Below are 19,254 nucleotides of genomic sequence, written 5' to 3'. Positions count from 1 at the left end.
CTACAGCAGTCACAGCGCCTTCTCCTCAACCACCGGCAGCCAGTCCCGCGGACCCACGAGCCGCGCGCCGAGCTGCGCGACGTACCCCGCGCGCACCGCGGCGGGGTCCTCGAAGCCCGGCTCATCGACCAGGAACTCGTCCGGGATCGCCGCCACCGCGCGCGCCAGCAGCTCCGGCCCGGCCAGCGCCGCCAGCTCCCGGTCGGCCGCCGCGAGCTCGGCCGCGCCGACGAACCGCGCGAGCGCGTGGTCACCGGCGTCGTACGGCCTGCGGGTCCAGTTCGCCGCGCCCGCCCAGTGGTGGTGGAAGATCAGGCTCGCGCCGTGGTCGATCAGCCACAGCGCGCCGTTCACCACCACCAGGTTGGGGTTGCGCCAGGAGCGGTCGACGTTGCCGATCAGCGCGTCGAACCAGAGCACCCGGGCGGCGAGCGCGGGGTCCACCTCGAAGCAGAGCGGGTCGAAGTTGAGCGCCCCGCTGAGGAAGGCCAGGCCGACGTTCAGCCCGCCACTGGCCCGCATCTGCTCCTGGATCTGCTGCTCGGGTTCGCTGCGCGCGAGCACCGGGTCGAGGTCGATCCGCACCAACTCCGGTACCGGCAGGCCGAGCCCGCGACCGAGCTCACCGGCCAGCACCTCGGCCACCAGTGCCTTCCGGCCCTGCGCCGCACCGCTCCATTTGAGCGCGTACAGCCGGTGGTCGTCGGCCGCCACCAGGCCCGGCATCGAGCCGCCTTCTCTTAGCGCGGTCACGTATCTGACTGCTGTTACCTCACGAAGCACGCGCCAACCCTACCCATCCGCCCTGTTGCGGTGGCGAGGCCCCTACAGCCCGTGCGACTGTTGCCGGGACGTGGCTCCCGCACGGGCGAGTGCCGCCAATTCCCTCCTAGTGAAGGAAAAATGATGGAACGACCTCGGATCCTCGTGGTGGGCGGCGGATTCGCCGGCCTGGAATGCGCCCGGCGCCTGGAACGCAAGCTTGCCGCCACCGAGGCGCAGATCACGCTCGTCTCCCCGTTCAGTTATCAGCTTTATCTGCCGCTGCTGCCGCAGGTGGCCGCCGGGGTGCTCACCCCGCAGTCGGTCTCCGTCTCGCTGCGCCGCTCACTGCGCCGCACCGACATCATCCCGGGCGGCGCGATCGGCGTCGATCCGCGCGCCAAGGTCTGCGTGATCCGCAAGATCACCGAAGAGGTGGTCGCCGAGCCGTACGACTACCTGGTGCTCGCACCGGGCAGCGTCACCCGCACCTTCGACATCCCCGGCCTGACCGACTACGCGCGCGGCATGAAGACGCTGGCCGAGGCCACCTACGTGCGCGACCACGTGATCGCGCAGCTCGACCTCGCGGCCGCGACGCTGGACCAGACCGAGCGCGAGTCCCGGCTCCAGTTCGTGGTGGTCGGTGGCGGCTACGCGGGCACCGAGACGGCGGCCTGCCTCCAGCGGCTGACCACCGCGGCGCTGAAGCGCTACCCGCGCCTCGACCCGAAGCTGATCAAGTGGCACCTGATCGACATCGCGCCGAAGCTGATGCCCGAACTGGGCGAGCACCTCGGCACCCGGGCGATGCAGGTACTGCGCAAGCGCGGCGTCGAGGTCTCGCTGGGCGTCTCGGTGGCCTCGGTGGACGAGCACAGCGTCACCTTCACCGACGGCCGGGTGATCCCCTCGCGCACGCTGCTCTGGACGGCCGGTGTGGCCGCCAGCCCGCTGGTCAACACGCTGGACGCGGAGACCGTGCGCGGCCGGATCGCGGTGACCGCCGAGATGCGGGTCCCGCAGTACGAGGGCATCTTCGCGCTCGGCGACGCGGCCGCCGTGCCGGACGTGGCCGCGGGCGACGGCGCGGTCTGCCCGCCCACCGCCCAGCACTCGGCCCGCCAGGGCCGCAAGGTGGCCGACAACCTGATCGCGGCGCTGCGCAACCAGCCGCTCCAGCCGTACTACCACAAGGACCTCGGCCTGGTCGTGGACCTGGGTGGCAAGGACGCCGTCTCCAAGCCGATGGGTGTCGAGATGACCGGGGTGCCGGCCCAGCTGGTGGCCCGCGGCTACCACATCATGGCGATGCGGACGAACGTCGCGAAGTTCCGGGTCGGCGCGAACTGGCTGCTCAACGCGGTGGCCGGCGACGACTTCGTGCGCACCGGCTTCCTCGCCCGCCAGCCCGCGCGCCTGCAGGACTTCGAGTACACGAACGCCTACCTGACCAAGGAACAGGTCAAGGAGCACACCCAGGCGCTCCAAGCGAAGCACTGAGCGACGCGACACTCAACGGCGCAGCCCGCCGCTGACGCACAAGAAGTCCGTGAGCCCGACCTCCGCATCCGCGGTGGCCGGGCTCACGGACTTCCCGCGTCCGGACCTCTGCGTCAGGAGGCGGTCAGGTACATCCCCGAGGCGTCCGTGCCCGGCGTGTTGCGGCAGGCGTAGTTGCCGCTCTGCTGCGCCCAGAGCAGGCTCAGGCAGCGGCCGAGCCCGAGCTGCGCATAGTAGTTCGGGTGCATCGACTCCTGCGTGGTGCCCTGGGTCGTCGTCCCGGCGTCCACGAAGCGCGCCCACTCGCTGGTCGTCGCGGACGGCGCGTTGTTCGAGTCGGCGAGCTGGGTGCTCGTGGAGCAGACCTCACGGCCCTGCAGGAAGTCGCGCAGGTCCAGGAACTGCACGCCGCGGCCGGCCGCGACGGCGGCCAGGTGGTCGGCGACCTCGGGGACCATGGTGTCCCGGGCCCAGTCGGAGTCGCTGTTCCAGAACGGGCAGCCACCGGTGTTGACCCGGTCCCAGCCGCTCTCGGAGTAGCGGTTCTCCGAGCTGCGCGGGATCGGCGAGGGGTAGGACTGCAGCACGATCCGGTAGGCGCCGGCCGCGTAGCCGTCGGCGGACATCACCGCGCGGATCTCGTCGATCGACTTGCCGACGCCCGCCATCGCCGCGTCCATCTTCGCGTCGATGTTGGCCTGCTGGTCGCTCTGGCAGGTCGAGTCCCAGATCACGTAGTCCTCGGCGCAGGCGGTGATGACGTCGGAGAAGCCGAGGTCGTTGCCGCCGATCGAGAGCGTGATCAGCTTGACGTTGTGGGTGGCGGCCACCGCCGCGAGCTGGTCGGCCTGCGGCGCCTCGCCCTTGAAGCTCTGGCCGCCGTCGGCGGCGCGGAAGACGTTCGCCGTGGTGGCACCGGAGCAGGCCAGGTTGACGCTGCTCTGGGCGATCCCGGTGGCGCTGTTGACCTCGGCCACGTCGGAGCGGTCGCAGCCGCTCGCGTACGTCGGGCCGTAGACGGTGCTCGGGTTGTAGCCGCTGCCGTTCCAGGCCCGGTCGGTGCCCGAGCGGCTGCCCGAGGTGGTGTCGCTGTTGCCCATCCAGCGACCGGCCTCGCCGGAGATGTAGCTGTCACCCATGGTGACGCTCGTGGTCGGCCCGGAGGCGGCGTGGGCGCTCCCGGCGGCCACCAGCAGACCGGTGGCGGAGAGCGGGAGTGCGAGCAGTGCGGCGAGCAGCCGCTTGGCGCGTGGGGTGCGCGTGGTGCTGACAGAGGTTTCGGGCACGACGGAACTCCTGCGATCAGCGGCATCCTGGCGTGGGGCAGGACGTCGCTACGAGTGAGGGTGTGGGGCCGCCGGCCGGTGGCGCACAGAATGTGACATGCCCGCGGTTGTTACCGCTAGGTATCTGCAGCACCTTTCTCACTCTGTTACCGCTGAGTTAAGTTGTGTTGCCAACCCGCCGCCTGCGCGCGACTTCCTCCCCGCTTTCCACGCCACTCCTGCGCCCCCGCACGGCCCGGCCGTGGCCAGGGCCCGGCCACGGCGCGCGCCTGTCGTGCGTACCCGCTCAGATCTGCCGTGCGCCGCCGCCGCGGGCGCCGAGCACCGCCGCCAGATCGGCGGCCAGCGCCGGCGCCTCCTCGACCGCGAGGTCGGCGACGGTGATCCGGATCCCGGGCGGCGACTGCAGGCGGAACGCCGCACCCGGCGTCACCGCCCAGCCGCGCTGCAACAGCCCGACCACCACCGAGGTCTCGTCCGGCACCGGGACCCAGACGTTCACCCCGCTGCGCCCGCTGCCGTCGATCCCGTGCGCGGCGAGGGCCATCAGCAGCGCCGCCCGGCGCTCCAGGTAGGCGCCGGCCACCTTCGCGAGCGGCGCGGCGTCCGCGCGCCACAGCTCGACCGCGGTGCGCTGGAGCAGGTGGCTGATCCAGCCGCTGTCCAGCCGCTGGCGGCCGAGCAGCCGGTCCACGGTGCTGCTGTCGCCGGTCAGCACGCCGACCCGCAGGTCGGGCCCGAACGCCTTGGCCATCGAGCGGACCACCGCCCAGTGCGACACGACCGGCCGCCGGTCCGGGCCGCAGCAGAGCGTGGCGAACGGCAGCTCGGTGATGCCGTGCCCATGGTCGTCCTCGATCAGCAGCACCTCCGGGTGCCGGGCGAGCAGCGCGCCCAGCTCGGCCGCCCGCTCGGCGGTCAGCGCGGCGCCGGTCGGGTTCTGCGCCCGGCTGGTGACGACCAGCGCCCGGGCGCCGCCGGCCAGCGCGGCGGCCAGCGCCTGCGGTCGCAGCCCCTGGTCGTCCAGCGGGACCGGAACGGCGCGCAGGCCGTGTGCCGGCAGCAGATCCAGCAGGCTGCCCCAGCCGGGGTCCTCCACCGCGACCGCGTCACCGGGGCGCAGGTGGACGGCGAGCAGCCGGTCGATCGCGTCCAGTGCGCCGGCGGTCACCGCGAACGCGCCCTCGGGCAAGCCGTCGAGCCGGAACCCGGTCTCGGCCAGCTCCTGCAGCTCGGGATCGGCGGCCTGGTGGCCGTAGAGCACGGGGGCCTGGTCCAGGACGACGGCCGCGGCCGCCACGGCGGGCGCGAGCGGCGGCAGCAGCGCCGGATCAGGGTTGCCGGCACCCAGGTTGCGGGTGCCCGCCGGCACGACGGGCCGGACCCGGTCGCGCTGGGTGGTGACCGGCCGCGGCCGGATCCGGCTGCCCCGGCGACCAGCCGTCTCGATCACGCCACGGTCCCGCAGCAGGCGGTACGCCGCGGCCACGGTGTTCGGGTTGACCCCGAGCTCCTCGGCGAGGTCGCGCAGCGGCGGCAGCGCCTGCCCTGGCTCCAGCCGGCCGATCGAGACCGCTTCCTCGACATCGGCTGCGATCTCCGTGGCACGGCGGCCCTGAATCCGATAATCTTCTAGCACAAAGAAGATTATGCACTAGTACATAGGGGGATGTCATGTCGGACGCCGCCACCGCGCACGGTCAGAGCAGCACCGGTCAGAGCAGCAGCAACGACAGCGACGAGAGCAGCTACTCGCGCACCGAGCGGACCACGCCGACCCGCTACCGGGACCGGGCCACCTGGGAGCGGGACGAGATCCACGCGATCCTGGACACCTCCTGGGTCTGCCACCTCGGCTTCGTCGCGAACGGCGCGCCGGTGGTACTGCCCACGATCTTCGCCCGGGTCGACGACCGGCTGTACATCCACGGTTCCACCGGAAGCCGCCCGCTGCGCGCCGCCGGCGCGGGCGCGAACGCGGCCGACGGCGGGGCCCCCGGCCTGCCGGTCTGCGTCACGGTGACCTCGGTGGACGGGCTCGTGCTCACCAAGTCGGCCTTCAACCACTCGGTCAACTTCCGCTCGGTCGTCGCGCACGGCATCGCCGAGCAGGTCACCGACCCCGAGGAGATGACGATCGCGCTCGACGCCCTGGTCGACCACGCGATCCCCGGCCGCTCGCAGGACTGCCGCCCGGCCAACGCCAAGGAGCTGGCCAAGACGGCGGTGATCCGCCTGGTGCTGGACGAGGTCTCGGCCAAGACCCGCGCCGACGGCGCGCACGACGACCCGCAGGACGACGACCTGCCGTACTGGTCCGGCGTCATCCCGATGTCCACCGTGTACGGCACGCCCCAGCCGCACCCGGGGACCGAGCGCGCACTGCCGGAGTACCTGGTCGGACTGCACGGCCGCGGCGCGTGACGCCCGTCCGCTCCTGAGACCGGGGTCTGACGACAGACCCCGGTCTCAGGAGCGGGACCGGACGGACATACCGGCTTCATTACGGGTAAGTCGGGCAATCAGCTGGTCTGATGGTCCGGATCGCGTCGCCGCACCCCCGGGAGCCCGCCCTGTCCAGGACCGCAAGCTCGCAACCCACCGCCGGCACCACCCCCCTGCGCCGCGTCGTCTTCATCTCGGCCGCGGCGGCGATGGGAGGCTTCCTCTTCGGCTACGACAGCGCGGTCATCAACGGCGCCGTCACCGGGATCCAGAAGCACTTCCAGGTCGGCGCCGGTGAGACCGCCTTCGTGGTCGCGATCGCGCTGCTCGGCTCGGCGGCCGGCGCCGTGGTGGCCGGCTGGCTCGCCGACCACCTCGGCCGGGTGCGGACCATGCTGCTCGCCGCCGTCCTCTTCGCGATCAGCGGCGTCGGCTCGATGTTCCCGCCCAGCATCCAGGTGCTGGCCACCTGGCGGGTGCTCGGCGGCATCGCGATCGGCATCGCCTCGGTGATCGCGCCCACCTACATCGCCGAGGTGGCTCCCCCGGCCTACCGGGGCCGGCTCGCCTCGTTCCAGCAGATGGCGATCGTGCTCGGCATCACCGTCTCCCAGCTGGCCAACTACGCGCTCAACAAGGCGGCCGGCGGCGAGTCCACCGGACACCTGGCCGGCATCCAGGCCTGGCAGTGGATGCTCGGCGTGGAGACCGTGCCGGCTCTGGTCTACGGCCTGATGGCGTTCGGCATCCCCGAGTCGCCGCGCCATCTGATCGCCACCGGGCGGGAGCAGGAGGCCCGCCGGGTGCTGCGCGAGGTCGAGGGTCCCGAGGTCGAGCTGGACGGCCGGGTCGCGGAGATCCGCGCGGTGCTGGACACCACGCACAAGCCCCGGCTGGCCGACCTGACCGGCGGCCGGTTCGGCCTGCTGCCGATCGTCTGGGTCGGCATCGGCGCCTCGGTCTTCCAGCAGTTCGTCGGCATCAACGTGATCTTCTACTACTCCTCGCTGCTCTGGCAGTCGGTCGGCATCAACGAGAGCAACTCGCTGCTGATCAGCCTCTCCACCTCGATCGTCAACGTGATCGGCACGGTGATCGCGATGACGCTGGTCGACCGGATCGGCCGCAAGCCGCTCGCGCTGGCCGGGTCGATCGGCATGGCGGCCGCGCTGGGGACCGCCGCCTGGGCGTTCTCCTACCGTTCGGGCACCGGGACCAGCGCGACGCTGCCCAGCCTCCAGGGCACGGTGGCCCTGGTCGCGGCGCACGTCTTCGTGCTCTGCTTCGCGTTCTCCTGGGGCGTGGTGGTCTGGGTGCTGCTCGGCGAGATGTTCCCGAACAGGATCCGCGCGCTCGCGCTCTCGGTCGCCGCCTCGGCGCAGTGGATCGCCAACTGGGCGATCACCGTGAGCTTCCCGGACCTCGCCGACTGGAACCTGTCGGCCACCTACGTGATCTACGCGTGCTTCGCGCTGCTCTCCATCCCGTTCGTGGTGTTCTGCATCAAGGAGACCCGGGGCAGGACGCTCGAGGACATGGGCTGAGCGACACGTGGATGACGGCTGGGGAAACTGAGGGACAGTACGCCGCGGACCCGCATACGATCGTGCCCGCGGAGCCCGGCCCCGGCTCCGTACCGCGGCTGAGCAGGAGATGCCCGATGGCCGACGCCTCGTCCGAAGGCGCGCAGCACGCCAGCGATGGCGCGCAGAACGTCAGCTTCCCGAGCAACGGAGGCGAGGCGCACGGCTACCTCAGGCTCCCGGACACCGGCCAGGGCCCCGGGCTGATCGTCATTCAGGAGTGGTGGGGTCTGACCACCCACATGACCGCGATGGTCGACCGGTTCGCCGCCGAGGGCTTCGTCGCGCTCGCCCCCGACCTGTACGGCGGCGCGGTCACGCACGACCGGGCCGAGGCCGCCGAACTGCTCCAGAAGCTCCCGGTGGAGGGCGCGGTGCGCGATCTGCGCGGCGCCGTGGACCACCTGCTCGGCCGGCCCGAGGTGATCGGCGACGCCGTCGCGGTGGTCGGCTTCTGCATGGGCGGCGGCTTCGCCCTGCGCCTCGCCGTCCAGGAGGGCGACCGGGTGGCGGCCGTCGTGCCGTTCTACGGGCTGCCGCGCGAACCCGACTACGACTACCTGGGCCTGACCGCCCACGTGCTCGGCCACTTCGCCGAGCACGACCACGGCCTGCCGGTCCCCACCGTGGACGAGGCGGCGATCCGGATCGGCGAGGCGACCGACCGCCGCCCCGAGATCCACTTCTACCCGGCCGGCCACGCGTTCATGAACGACGAGAACCCGAACGGCACGTACGACCAGTTGCAGTCCGCGATCGCCTGGCGGCGGACCCTCACCTTCCTGCGCGGACACCTGGGCTGACGGGCCGACGGCGGGCTTCCGCCGGCCGCCCGCCCGTCAACGCCGCAGCGCCGGGTACCCGGGCAGCGGCGGGACGTCCCACCCGGTGGCGAACTCCGCCAGCAGCAGCCGCACCGCCGCGCTGAACGCCGGGTGCCCGGCGAGCCCCGCCGCGCACTCCCAGCGGTGCCGCAGCACCTGGCGGCGGGTCGGCACCGGCCGCCGGGTGCGGTGCATCGGGCCGTCCTCGGAGACCGATCGCGGCAGCAGGCGCAGCGTGGCCTCCACCGTCCAGACCACCACCGCCTGCGCCATCCCCGCCTGCCACAGCTCCTCGTCCGCCAGTTCCGGGTACGGCGCGAGGAGTTCCGCCCGGAACGCCTGCTCCAGCCGCAGCGCCAGTTCGGCCGGCAACCGGTAGACGCACCAGCAGCTGGAGAACGGCATCCGGCAGTACGCGGCGGTCAGGAAGACCGACTGGAAGCAGGCCGCCTCGAAGTCGATCAGCCGCAGACCGTCGGCGGTGATCAGGTTGTTGTCGGGGCAGGTGTCCCCCGGAGTGAAGCCCGGGTAGCGCTCGCCGCCGGCCGTGCCGACCTCGGCGAGCTCCTCGGCCAGGCCCGGCGGCGCGGTCAGGCCGTGGCGGGCGAGCAGGTCGAGGAAGTCGGCGCTGTTCTCCAGCTGCCAGGGCTCGTCCGCCCAGCTCGGCAGGCCCTGGTCGTGCCGCTGCCACAGCCCGGTGAACTCGGCCTGCCGGAGCACCGAACCGGCGGCCAGCCGGCCCAGACCACGGGCCCAGTCCAGCAGGCCGCGCTCGGCGGCCTTCGGGTCGTCGGCGAGCAGCAGGTCGGCGAGCGTCGGCGCGGTGCCCAGGTCCGCCATCACCAGCAGCCGGCGTGCCGGGTCCGCCGCGAGCAGCTCGGGCCCGGCCACGCCGAGCGAGAGCCCGGCGGCCTCGCCGGAGTAGGCGCGCCCGGCCTCCGGATCGGCGCCGAACGCCTTGACGATCACGCTCCCGCCGTCGGCCGTGCGGCAGCGCAGCACGGTGCTGCGCGAGCTGCCGCCCAGGTCCACGGGAGCGGAGAGGCGTCGGCCCAGCAGCTCCTCGGCTGCGCGAATGATCTCGTTCACCGGGACATCCTGCCAGCTCGCACTTCACTGCCCGGCACCGCACCTCATATTCCCCGTATATCCCACTAAACGTGACATCTGATGACTCATCAGTCGCTCTTTACCCGCCCGTACCGTGGACAGCGGCCTGTGCCCGCGTCATAGTCGGGCGAATGCCGAACCGTACCGAGGCCCTGGCCCGCCGCTTCCCGTGGGCCGGGCGCAGCTACCTGATCCAGACCGGCGCGAGCGTGGTCAGCGGCCTCGGGAACGCGGGTGCGCCGATCGCCACCGCGTTCGCGGTGCTCCGCATCGGCGGCGGGGCGGCGGGGATCGGCTACGTCACCGGTGGACGACTGGCGGCGACCGTGCTCTTCCTGCTGATCGGCGGCGCGGTCGCGGACCGGCTGCCGCGGCACCTGGTGATGGTCGCGGCCAATCTGGGCAACGCGCTCTCCCAGGGCGTGCTGGCGGCGCTGGTGCTCTCCGGCTCGGCCCGGCTGTGGCAGCTGGTCCTGCTGTCGGCGGTCGGCGGGGTGGGGCAGGCGTTCTACGTGCCCGCGGCGGAGGGCGTGATCATGGCCTCGGTCCGGCAGCAGGACGCCGGCCAGGCGTTCGCGCTGTTCCGCACGGCGCTCAACTCCTCGCTGATCGGCGGCGCGGCGCTCGGCGGCGCACTGGTCGCGGCGGTCGGGCCCGGCTGGATGCTCGCCGTGGACGCGGGCTGCCTGGCGGCCGCGGGTGGCCTGCGGGCGCTGCTGCGAACAGCACCGAGCCCCGGACCGACAGCGGCGGGAGCTTCCGGCATGCTGGCCGAACTGCGCGAGGGCTGGCGGGAGTTCGCCTCGCGACGCTGGCTCTGGGCGCTGGTGCTGCAGTACGGCGTGGTGAACGCCGGCCTCACCGCGGCCGAGTCGGTGCTCGGCCCGATCGCCGCCGACCAGCGGCTCGGCGGCCCCGGGCCGTGGGGGCTGGCGAACGCCGCGATGGGCGCCGGGCTGGTGGCCGGCGGGCTGCTGATGGTGCGCTGGCAACCGCGCCGGCTGCTGCTGGCGGGCAACGCCGGCGTCCTGCTCTTCGCGGCGCCCGCCGCCGCGCTGGCCGCCGGCGCGTCACTGCCGGTGCTGGCCGGGGCGATGTTCGCGTCCGGGGTGGGCGGGACGGTGTACGGCGTCAGCTGGATGGTCGCGCTGCGGCAGGAGATCCCGGTGGCCAGCTTCTCCCGGGTGACCGCCTACGACTGGTGCGGCTCGGTCGCGCTCGCCCCCATCGGGACGGCGGCCGCCGCGCCGCTGGCCGGCGGGCTGGGGCTGAGCGGCGCGCTCTGGGCGTGCGCGGGGGTGATGACACTGCTCACGCTGCTGGTGCTGGGCGTCCCCGAGGTCCGGCGGCTGACCCGCGGAGCCGGCTCGACCGGCTCGACCGATTCGCCCGCCGCCGGCGCCACCACCACTCCGGCGGCCTTCGCCGCACCCGTCAGCTCCGCCTGACGTCGGCTCAGCGCACCGGCGAGCAGCAGCCCGTTGAGCGCGAGCAGGCCCGCGCCGAACAGGAACGGGCTCCGCAGGCCGAGGCTGTGCGCGAGCACTCCGGCCAGCAGCGCGCCGAGCGCCCCGCCGCCGTTCGCGACCATCTGGTAGGCCATGCCCACCCGGCCCATCAACTCGTCCGGCACCAGGCCCTGGCGCAGCGAGACCGCGACGATGCCGTACGCCATGGTCAGACCGCCGTAGCCGAAGGTGAAGCAACCCACCACCAGCCAGGAGGAGTTGAGCCCGGCTCCGGTCAGCATGCCGGCCGCGCCGGCCAGCGCGCCGACCAGCACCCACCGGGTGCCCAGCCGGGCCTCCAGCCGCGGCGCGGCCAGCGCGCCGAGCACTCCGCCGACCGCGAAGACCGCGCAGAGCGCGCCGTAGCCCTGCGCGCTCAGGTGCAGCACGTCGCGGGTGTAGAGCACGAGCAGCGCGATCACGCCGCCCAGCACCAGGTTGGTGGCCGCCGCCGACAGGCAGAGCCCGCGCACCAGGCGCTGCCGCCAGAGCCAGCGGACGCCCTCACCCGCCTCGCCGACGAGCCGGCGCACCCCACCGCCGTCCGCCCCGGGGCGCGGCTGCGCCTGCGCCTGCGGCTGCGGCTGCTCGGTGCGGGCCTGGGCGCCCGGGGCCGAGAGTCCGCCGCGGATCCCGAAGACCAGCAGGGCCGCCACCGCGAAGGAGAGCGCGTCCACCGCGAACGGCGCGGCCGCGGCCGCCGCGAAGAGCACGGTGCCGAGCGGTGCGCCGAGCAGCGAGTCGGTCACCAGCGCGCCGGCCTGCAACCGCCCGTTGGCCCGGGCCCGTTGCTGCGGCGGCACCAGGGACGGCACCGCGCCGACCCAGCCGGAGTTGTAGAAGGTCTGCCCGCAGCCGAGCAGGAAGCCGACCGCGGCGAGCAGCGGCACCGAGAGCGCGTGCGCGGCGACGGCGAGCGCGAAGCAGCCGACCAGGACGGTGCGCAGTGCGTCCACCGTCCAGAGCAGGCGGCGACGGTCCACCCGGTCGGCGAGCGCGCCGGCCGGCAGGCTCAGCAGCAGCCAGGGCAGTTGCTCGGCGGTGGCGACCAGCGCCAGGTCGCGCGGGTCGCCACTGATCCGGGCAGCGAGCAGCGGCAGCGCGACGAAGCGCATGCCGTCACCCAGGCTGGAGACCGTGACCGAAGTCCAGAGCAGATGGAACCTGCGTCCCAGCGGCGGGTGGGACGCTCCCCCAGTCGAAAACATGAACCAGACTCTGGTTCATGTTCAATGACCTGTCAAGATATCTCCGCAAGCACCCGAGAGGAGCCCCGTGCCCGACCCCGACCTCCCGCCCACCGACCCGCAGTCCACCGCGCCGGCCGCACAGCCGACGCCGCCCGTGCCGCCCACGCAGCCCGAGCCGCCTGCGCCCGCACCCGCCGGCGTGCTGCGCGCGCCGCAGCAGCAGCGCAGCCGGGAGAAGGTGGCCCGGATCCTTGCGGCGACCGCCCGCCTGCTGGAGGAGCGCCCCTACGACGAGGTCGGGACGAAGCTGATCGCCGCCGAGGCCGGGGTCTCCGTCGGGGTGCTCTACCGCTTCTTCCCCGACAAGCACGCGATCGTCACGGCACTGGCGGGCGACTGGCTGGACCAGTTCGTGCTGATCGCCCAGCGAGAGCTGACCGGCCCACTGCCGACCGACCCGCGCGAACTGGTCGCCCGCCTGCTGCACGAACACGCGCGGTTCCGGCGCGAACAGCCCGGCTTCCGCCGCCTCTGGTTCAACGGCCCACCGCTACCGGCGCTGCGCGAGCAGGACGAGGCGAACGACCGCAACCTGGCCGACCTGATCAGGCGGGTCCTGGTCGACGAGTACGGCTACCCCGACACGCCCCGGTTCGCCCTGCGCACCCGCCTCGCGGTGCAGGCCGGCGCGGGCCTGCTCAACGAGGCGTTCCGGGAGCGTCCGGACGGCGATCCGGAGATCCTCGCCGAGACCGAACTGCTCATGGAGAGCTGGCTACTGGGGCGGGCGGAGACTGCCCGGGGCTGAACTCGCCACCGTGGCACAACCTTCCGGGAGCTTCGACGGTCTGACAACCGAGAACCGCCATTCCGGAAGGGAGGGACGCTTTGCCAAGAACGTTCCCCTGCATCACTTTTGACAGTCCATCAGGTCCGGCCGAGCAGACCCCCGCACACTGCTGGCTGGTCGAGCTCGCCGGGGTGGACGGGCGCCGCTACGCGTACCGGGTCTACGCCTCGCACGGCGCGCTGCCCGGCGACCTGTTCTGGTCGGCGCTGCACCACCACGACGAGGGACCACTGCCGCGTGCCTTCGACCTCTTCGACACGGCACTGATCCGCCCGCTGGACTGAGCCCTCCCGCCCCGCGGAGCTGCCACCCCCGCCATCACGATGCCCCGCCATGCGCTGCCCTGCCCAGCTCCCCCTGCCTGCGCGCGCCACGCCCGAAGCGCGGCGGCAGCAAGGATCGCTGCCGCCGCGCCGACTACACGGGGGGGGTCAGACGTAGGCGCAGACCACGAAGACGCTGATGCCCACCGAGTCGTGACCCGGCTGGTGGCCGATGCCGATCCAGCCGTTGCCGTCATCGGTCGGGAAACTGCCGTTCAGGACCGACTCCTCGCCCCGTGCTTCGGCACCGCCGCCGAGGGCCTTCTTGCCGTTCGGACAGTAGACGTAGCGGCGCTCGAAGTTGCCCACGTTGGCATTCTCGAGCCTGACGATCTGGTACCCCTCCACCGCCTGACTGGCCGCCGGCCGGCCCTGGTGCGCGGGATTGGTGTCGGTGGCATCGGCCTGCACGGCCCACCCCACGCTCGCGGCCACCGTCATCGCCATCGCACAGGCGCCCAGCACGAGCTTGCTTCGCGTCATCTGCGTCGTCTCCTTACCGAGTTGCGGCGAGCCCTCGTCCCGGGTCTCGCTCCACCGGGAGCATCGGCTGCCGACCGCAGTGGAGTTGAGCTAAACCCCACTTTCGATTGAACACGAAGCATCCACCCCGAGCAGGGCCTCCCCGGAAAGTCGGGCCGGCCGATTCCCGCTGACGCTCCGCACCGGGCGCCTGAATCGACCTCCAAGTGGCCGCCGGCCCGGGCGAGTCCCAGAGCCCGCTCCATCGGCGATCGCCGGCCGGTGGATCCGGGCCGAGGACCTCCGAACTCGGCATCCGACAGGCTAGATTCAGGGATCACTCGCCGGCCCGCGCCGGCGGGGTGGCAGCGGCGGGCCGACCTCTCGCCGTGATCGATGAAGCCGGCACACCGGAGGCACCATGAAGATCCGACACGACGACCCCGAGCCGCTGGACCACGAGCCGCTCCTGCTCGGCGAGGGGCCGAGCTGGGATGCCGAGAGCGCCACGCTGAGTCTGGTCGACATCGCCGGGCGGGCGCTGCTGATCGTCACCGACCAGGGCACGACCCGGATTCCGATGGCCGACGACATCGGCTGCGCCGTGCCGTGGCGCACCGACCGGTGGCTCGCCGCGGTCGGCACCGAGCTGCTCGCCGTGAGCCGGGACGGCAGCGTCGGCGAGGTCGCGAAGCTGCCCGCCGATCCGGCCACCCACCGCGCCAACGACGGCAAGTGCGATCCGGCGGGCCGCCTCTGGGTGGGCGTCATGGCCCGCGACGCCGCACCAGGAGCCGGCATGCTGTGCGTGGCGCGCGAGCACGGGCAGGTGGAGACCGTGCTGACCGGTCTGACCATCCCCAACGGGCTCGGCTGGTCGCCGGACGGCACCGTCATGTACGTCACCGACACCATGCCCGGCACCATCACCGCCTACGCCTTCGACCCCGCAAACGGCAAACTCGGGGAGGGACGGACGCTGATCACCATCGACCCCCGCCTCGGTGGCCCCGACGGGCTGACCGTGGATGCCGAGGGCCACCTCTGGACTGCGCTGTGGGACGGCGGCGCGGTGCTGCGCTTCGCCCCCGACGGCGCCCTGGTGGGCGTACTGGAGCTCCCGGTGGCGCGGTTGACCAGTTGCTGCTTCGCCGGCCCGGACCTGACCGAGCTGATCGTCACCACCGCCTCCGTCGGCCTCGACCAGGAGGCGCTGCGCCACTACCCGGCCTCCGGGTCGACCTACCGCATCCGCACCGGGATCCGCGGCCTGCCCGCGTCTCGCCTGGCCGACAGCTGACGCCTGCTCACCGAGCGCTCTGGGAGAGGGAGGCTTCGAACGCCCATGGCCGCCATCCGCCGCTACCGTCCCGCGGACCGGGACGCCGTCTTCGACATCTGCATGCGCACCGCCGAAGCCGGCGGTGACGCCCGCGGCGTCTACCGTGACCAGCAGCTGCTGCCGAACATCTTCGCCGCGCCGTACACGGTCCTCGAACCGGAGCTGGCCTTCGTCCTCGACGACGGGGCCGGACCGGTGGGCTACGTGCTGGGCACCCGCGACACCGCGCGTTTCGTCCGCGACTTCCGCGAGAAGTGGCTGCCCGCGGTCGCCGCCCGGCATCCGCTGCCGGCCGGCGAACCCGGCACGCCCGACGAGGTGATGACGGCGCTGCTGCACCGGCCGGAACGCATGCTCGTTCCCGAACTCGCGGACTACCCGGCCCACCTGCACATCGACCTGCTGCCCGACCACCAGGGACGGGGCTACGGCCGCGCCTTGCTGACCACGCTGTTCGCCGCCCTCGGCGAGGCCGGAGCGGCGCGGGTCCACCTGGGCATGGTCACCGCGAACACGGCCGCCCGCGGCTTCTACGACCGGATGGGTTTCCACGAGATACCGGTCGCCGATCCGGGCGTCCTCACCTACCTCGGCCGGTCCACGAGCCGACCGGAGGACAGGCTCTAGCCACTCCTGCTCCGGACCCAGCCGGCTCGGCTCCAGGGGGTCAACTCCACGGCGGGGTCAGGCCGATTCCCGGACCATCAGGCGACACGGCACCGTGTGGATACCGGGGTCCGGCCGGGCGTCGATCGCCTCCAGCAGCCGCAGGGCCGCGATGCGGCCGATCTCGACCAGGTCGACGTCGACGGTGGTCAGCGGTGGGCGGCTGGCGAGCGCCATGGTGTCCCAGTTGTCGTAGCCGATCACGGCGACGTCCTCCGGCACGCGGACGCCGCGCTCGCGCAGAGCGTCCGTGACGCCCCGGGCGATCTGGTCGTTGCCGCAGAAGAAGGCATCGGTGTCCGGGGCGGAACGCAGCACCGAGTCGGCGGCCCGGCGCCCCCATGCCTCGCTCCAGTCGCCGCAGTGCACGCGGCCGGTCGCCAGGGAGAGCGACGCTTCGCCCAGCAGCGCCTCGGTGTGGCGGGCGCGGTCGTGCGCTGCCGCATGGTGGGCCGGCCCGGTCACGTGCGCGATGCGGGTGCGCCCGATGCCCAGCAGGTGTTCGATCGCCAGGCGGCAGCCGCCCTTCTCGTCGCTGACCACCGAGATGTCGCCGGGGCCGGTGGACGGGGAGAGGGCGTAGACGACCGGTACGTCCTGCACGTCTTCGAGTGGTGGCCTCGGGTCGGTGCGGCGGCCGGTGACGATGATGCCGTCCACCCGGCGGTCCATCAGGTTCCGCAGGTGATGCTGCTCCCGGATGGCGTCCCCTCGGGTGTCGCAGAGGAGCACCGATATCCGGCCCGCCCCCAGCGCGTCCTCCGCACCGAGCAGGACCGGCGTGCTGAACCGGCCGATGCCGTCCGTGGTCATCAGACCCACCGTCCAGCTGCGGCCGCTGTGCAGGCTCTGCGCCTGCTGATTCGGGCGGAAGTCCAGCGCCTGAACCGCGGCCATCACCCGCTGCCGCGTCTCGGGGCGCATCCGGCCGCTGCCGCTGAGCGCCTTCGACGCCGTACCGACGCTCACCCCGGCCAGCGCGGCGACGTCCGCGAGCCTCGCTCTCGTCCCGACGGCCGGCCGGACATTCTCGGACACGGGAAACCCTTTTCTCAGTTTCGATGGCGGGCCTCATGATGCCACAACAGTGCTGCACTGGCGAGTGGTTGCAGGCCAAAAGGCTTCTACGTCAGCACTCTTGACGCCCCGTATGGTTCCGCCTACGTTTCCGGCTGGAAAACGTTTGCGCATCTGTCGTCGCGGCCGCTTCCCGTCTGCGTTGTTCGCCCTGCGCCACCCGGCGTCGATCCTGGGAGAATCATGTCCCGCAGCACCTCCACCCCCGCCACGCCCGGTCCGGTCCGGCTCAGCCCCCAGGCCCGCACCGCGCAGCGGCCGACCGCCGATCCGGTCGTGAGCGGGGGCTTCTGGTACGACCGACGCCGGACGGTCGCCCGCGTGGCCATCCCCCAGGGCCCCGGCCTGCTCGAGTCGGCCGGCAATCTCCACGACCTGCGGCTGGCGGCCGGCACCGCCGACGGGCCGTTCCGCGGCGCCTACCCCTTCATGGACTCCGACATCTACAAGTGGCTCGAGGCCGCCTCCTGGCAGCTCGGCCAGGCCCCTGACGGCGAGCGCGATGCCGCCGCGCAGGCATCCCTGGCCGAGCACGTGGAGAAGATCATCGCCCTGGTGGCGGACGCGCAGCAGCCGGACGGCTACCTCAACAGCTGGTTCCAGTCCGGGAAGGGCGACGGTCCGTATCTGGACCTGCGCTGGGGCCACGAGCTCTACTGTGCCGGTCACTTGATCCAGGCGGCCGTCGCCCACCACCGGGCCACGGGCGACGACGGCCTGCTCCGGGTGGCCCGCCGGTTCGCCGACCACATCGACGCCACCTTCGGCACCCCGGACAGCGGGAAGCCCGTCGACGGCATCGACGGCCACCCCGAGGTGGAGACCGCCCTCGTCGAGCTGTACCGGGAGACCGGTGAGCGGCGCTACCTGGACCTGGCCGGGTACTTCGTGGACCGCTTCGGCCACGGGCGACTCGGCGGCGAGAAGTACTGCCTGGACCGGGTCCCACTGCGCCTGGCGGACACCGTGGAGGGCCACGCCGTCCGCCAGCTCTACCTGCTGGCGGCGGCCGCAGACCTGGCCGCCGAGACGGGAGACGACGAACTGGGCGCCGCCGCAGCCAGGTTGTGGCACGCCATGGTCGCCACCAAGACCCACCTGACCGGCGGCGTCGGCGCCCACCATGACGAGGAGGACTTCGGCGACCCCTACGAGCTGCCCAACGAGCGGGCCTACTGCGAAACCTGCGCCGCCGTCGCCTCCATCCAGTTCAGCTGGCGCATGGCCTTGTTGACGGGTCAGGCCCGCTACAGCGACCTGATCGAGCGGACCCTCTTCAACGGCTTCCTGGCGGGCATGTCGCTGGACGGGCAGCGCTGGCTGTACGTCAACCCGCTGCAGGTGCGCGACGGCCACACCGACACGGGCGACGACCAGTCGGCCCGCCGTACCCGCTGGTTCCGCTGCGCCTGCTGCCCGCCGAACGTCATGCGGCTGCTGGCCGGCCTCGAGCACTACGTGTCCGCGTCCGACGGGTCCGGCCTTCACCTGCACCAGTACGTCTCGGGACGCTACCGCGGCGAGACGGATCGAGGGCTGCCCATTTTTGTGAGCGTTAACACGGACTACCCGTGGCAGGGCCGCATCACCGTGACCGTCGAGGAGAGTCCGGAGGCGCCCTGGACGCTGTCGCTGCGCATACCGCAGTGGTGCCGCGACTACACGGTCAGCATCGACGGGGTCCCCGCCCGCGCCCCGGACAAGGTGGACGCGGGCGCGGACGAGGCGGACGCGGCCGAGGCGGGCGCACAGGACGGCTGGCTGCGGGTGGAGCGCGTCTGGACCGCGGGGGACGCGCTCGTGCTGGACCTGGACCTGCCGGTGCGCCTGGTCGAGGCCGACCCGCGGGTGGACGCCGTCCGCGGCTGCGTCGCGATCGAACGCGGCCCGCTGGTCTACTGCATCGAGCAGGTGGACCACCCGGGTGGCGGGCTGGACCACGTCCTCCTCGACACCAGCCGCCCACTGTCCGCCAAGGACCGCCCCGACCTGCTCGGCGGTGTCGTCACGGTGGTCGGCGCGGGTTACCGGCGCCGCCTCGCCCCGACCGGCTGGTGGCCCTACCAGGACCGCACGGACGCGGCGGGCGCGCAGGGGGCGCAGGGGGCGGAGAGCGCGGCGGAAGCGGATGGCGCAGCGGAAGCGGATGGCGCGGACCCCGCATCACCCGTCGGCACGGGCGAACCGCTGGAGCTCACCGCCGTCCCGTACTACGCCTGGGCCAACCGGGAGGACGGCAGCATGCGCGTCTGGCTTCCCACCGGCTGACTCTCCCCCGCTCAGGACGCGCCCCCGCCTCCGCAGCCTCCCCACCACGGCGTCC

16 protein-coding genes and 1 pseudogene are annotated in these 19,254 nt (G+C 72.8%); 10 read left to right on the top strand and 7 right to left on the bottom strand.

Annotated features, from left to right (window positions below; translation table 11 throughout):
* Positions 1-9: 9 nt before the first annotated feature.
* Positions 10-783, bottom strand: coding sequence for a HipA family kinase (locus tag AC060L_RS25270; protein WP_483801195.1), 774 nt, complete (start codon positions 781-783; stop codon positions 10-12).
* A gap of 123 nt (positions 784-906) precedes the next feature.
* Between AC060L_RS25270 and AC060L_RS25265 the strand changes: the two genes are divergently transcribed.
* Complete coding sequence (locus tag AC060L_RS25265) at positions 907-2,265, top strand: NAD(P)/FAD-dependent oxidoreductase (protein ID WP_483801278.1); 1,359 nt, start codon at positions 907-909, stop codon at positions 2,263-2,265.
* 113 nt (positions 2,266-2,378) lie between these two features.
* On the opposite strand, the gene AC060L_RS25260 is transcribed toward AC060L_RS25265, so the two are convergent.
* Positions 2,379-3,551, bottom strand: a complete 1,173-nt coding sequence (locus AC060L_RS25260; RefSeq protein WP_483801194.1) for a GDSL-type esterase/lipase family protein — start codon at positions 3,549-3,551, stop codon at positions 2,379-2,381.
* A 286-nt stretch (positions 3,552-3,837) separates the two neighbouring features.
* Positions 3,838-5,190, bottom strand: a complete 1,353-nt coding sequence (locus AC060L_RS25255; RefSeq protein ID WP_483801193.1) for an aminotransferase class I/II-fold pyridoxal phosphate-dependent enzyme — start codon at positions 5,188-5,190, stop codon at positions 3,838-3,840.
* A gap of 35 nt (positions 5,191-5,225) precedes the next feature.
* Between AC060L_RS25255 and AC060L_RS25250 the strand changes: the two genes are divergently transcribed.
* From AC060L_RS25250 to AC060L_RS25240, 3 genes are all read left to right on the top strand, one after another.
* Positions 5,226-5,975 (top strand): pyridoxamine 5'-phosphate oxidase family protein, encoded by a 750-nt coding sequence (locus AC060L_RS25250; protein WP_483801192.1) that lies wholly within the window; start codon positions 5,226-5,228, stop codon positions 5,973-5,975.
* A 110-nt stretch (positions 5,976-6,085) separates the two neighbouring features.
* Positions 6,086-7,540, top strand: coding sequence for a sugar porter family MFS transporter (locus AC060L_RS25245; RefSeq protein ID WP_483801191.1), 1,455 nt, complete (start codon positions 6,086-6,088; stop codon positions 7,538-7,540).
* Positions 7,541-7,656: 116 nt separating this feature from the next.
* On the top strand, positions 7,657-8,382 hold the full coding sequence (locus AC060L_RS25240; protein WP_483801190.1) for a dienelactone hydrolase family protein: 726 nt from the start codon (positions 7,657-7,659) through the stop codon (positions 8,380-8,382).
* A gap of 36 nt (positions 8,383-8,418) precedes the next feature.
* Here AC060L_RS25240 and AC060L_RS25235 read toward each other — a convergent pair whose 3' ends face one another.
* Complete coding sequence (locus AC060L_RS25235; RefSeq protein WP_483801189.1) at positions 8,419-9,492, bottom strand: hypothetical protein; 1,074 nt, start codon at positions 9,490-9,492, stop codon at positions 8,419-8,421.
* A 152-nt stretch (positions 9,493-9,644) separates the two neighbouring features.
* Between AC060L_RS25235 and AC060L_RS25230 the strand changes: the two genes are divergently transcribed.
* Positions 9,645-10,961, top strand: coding sequence for an MFS transporter (locus AC060L_RS25230; protein WP_483801188.1), 1,317 nt, complete (start codon positions 9,645-9,647; stop codon positions 10,959-10,961).
* A gap of 23 nt (positions 10,962-10,984) precedes the next feature.
* Here the strand turns inward: AC060L_RS25230 and AC060L_RS25225 are convergent.
* Positions 10,985-12,229 (bottom strand): annotated as a pseudogene (locus AC060L_RS25225) (MFS transporter); the annotation flags it as partial.
* 67 nt (positions 12,230-12,296) lie between these two features.
* On the opposite strand from AC060L_RS25225, the gene AC060L_RS25220 reads away from it, so the two are divergent.
* Both AC060L_RS25220 and AC060L_RS25215 read left to right on the top strand, forming a co-directional pair.
* Positions 12,297-13,019, top strand: a complete 723-nt coding sequence (locus tag AC060L_RS25220; RefSeq protein ID WP_483801187.1) for a TetR/AcrR family transcriptional regulator — start codon at positions 12,297-12,299, stop codon at positions 13,017-13,019.
* 80 nt (positions 13,020-13,099) lie between these two features.
* Positions 13,100-13,345 (top strand): hypothetical protein, encoded by a 246-nt coding sequence (locus AC060L_RS25215; RefSeq protein ID WP_483801186.1) that lies wholly within the window; start codon positions 13,100-13,102, stop codon positions 13,343-13,345.
* Between the two features lie 147 nt (positions 13,346-13,492).
* Here AC060L_RS25215 and AC060L_RS25210 read toward each other — a convergent pair whose 3' ends face one another.
* Positions 13,493-13,867 (bottom strand): hypothetical protein, encoded by a 375-nt coding sequence (locus AC060L_RS25210; RefSeq protein WP_483801185.1) that lies wholly within the window; start codon positions 13,865-13,867, stop codon positions 13,493-13,495.
* Positions 13,868-14,267: 400 nt separating this feature from the next.
* On the opposite strand from AC060L_RS25210, the gene AC060L_RS25205 reads away from it, so the two are divergent.
* Complete coding sequence (locus AC060L_RS25205) at positions 14,268-15,146, top strand: SMP-30/gluconolactonase/LRE family protein (protein ID WP_483801184.1); 879 nt, start codon at positions 14,268-14,270, stop codon at positions 15,144-15,146.
* Between the two features lie 45 nt (positions 15,147-15,191).
* Positions 15,192-15,815 carry a GNAT family N-acetyltransferase gene (locus tag AC060L_RS25200; protein WP_483801183.1) on the top strand — a complete coding sequence of 208 codons (624 nt, stop codon included), beginning with the start codon at positions 15,192-15,194 and terminating at the stop codon, positions 15,813-15,815.
* Positions 15,816-15,872: 57 nt separating this feature from the next.
* Here the strand turns inward: AC060L_RS25200 and AC060L_RS25195 are convergent, their stop codons facing one another.
* Complete coding sequence (locus tag AC060L_RS25195; protein WP_483801182.1) at positions 15,873-16,892, bottom strand: LacI family DNA-binding transcriptional regulator; 1,020 nt, start codon at positions 16,890-16,892, stop codon at positions 15,873-15,875.
* A gap of 222 nt (positions 16,893-17,114) precedes the next feature.
* Between AC060L_RS25195 and AC060L_RS25190 the strand changes: the two genes are divergently transcribed.
* A complete protein-coding gene (locus AC060L_RS25190; protein WP_483801181.1) occupies positions 17,115-19,199 on the top strand; it encodes a glycoside hydrolase family 127 protein in 2,085 nt (694 codons plus the stop codon).
* Positions 19,200-19,254 lie beyond the last annotated feature (55 nt).

The sequence above is a fragment of the Kitasatospora sp. NEAU-69 genome, from assembly GCF_057158765.1.
This window is presented reverse-complemented; position numbering and strand designations above follow the sequence as displayed.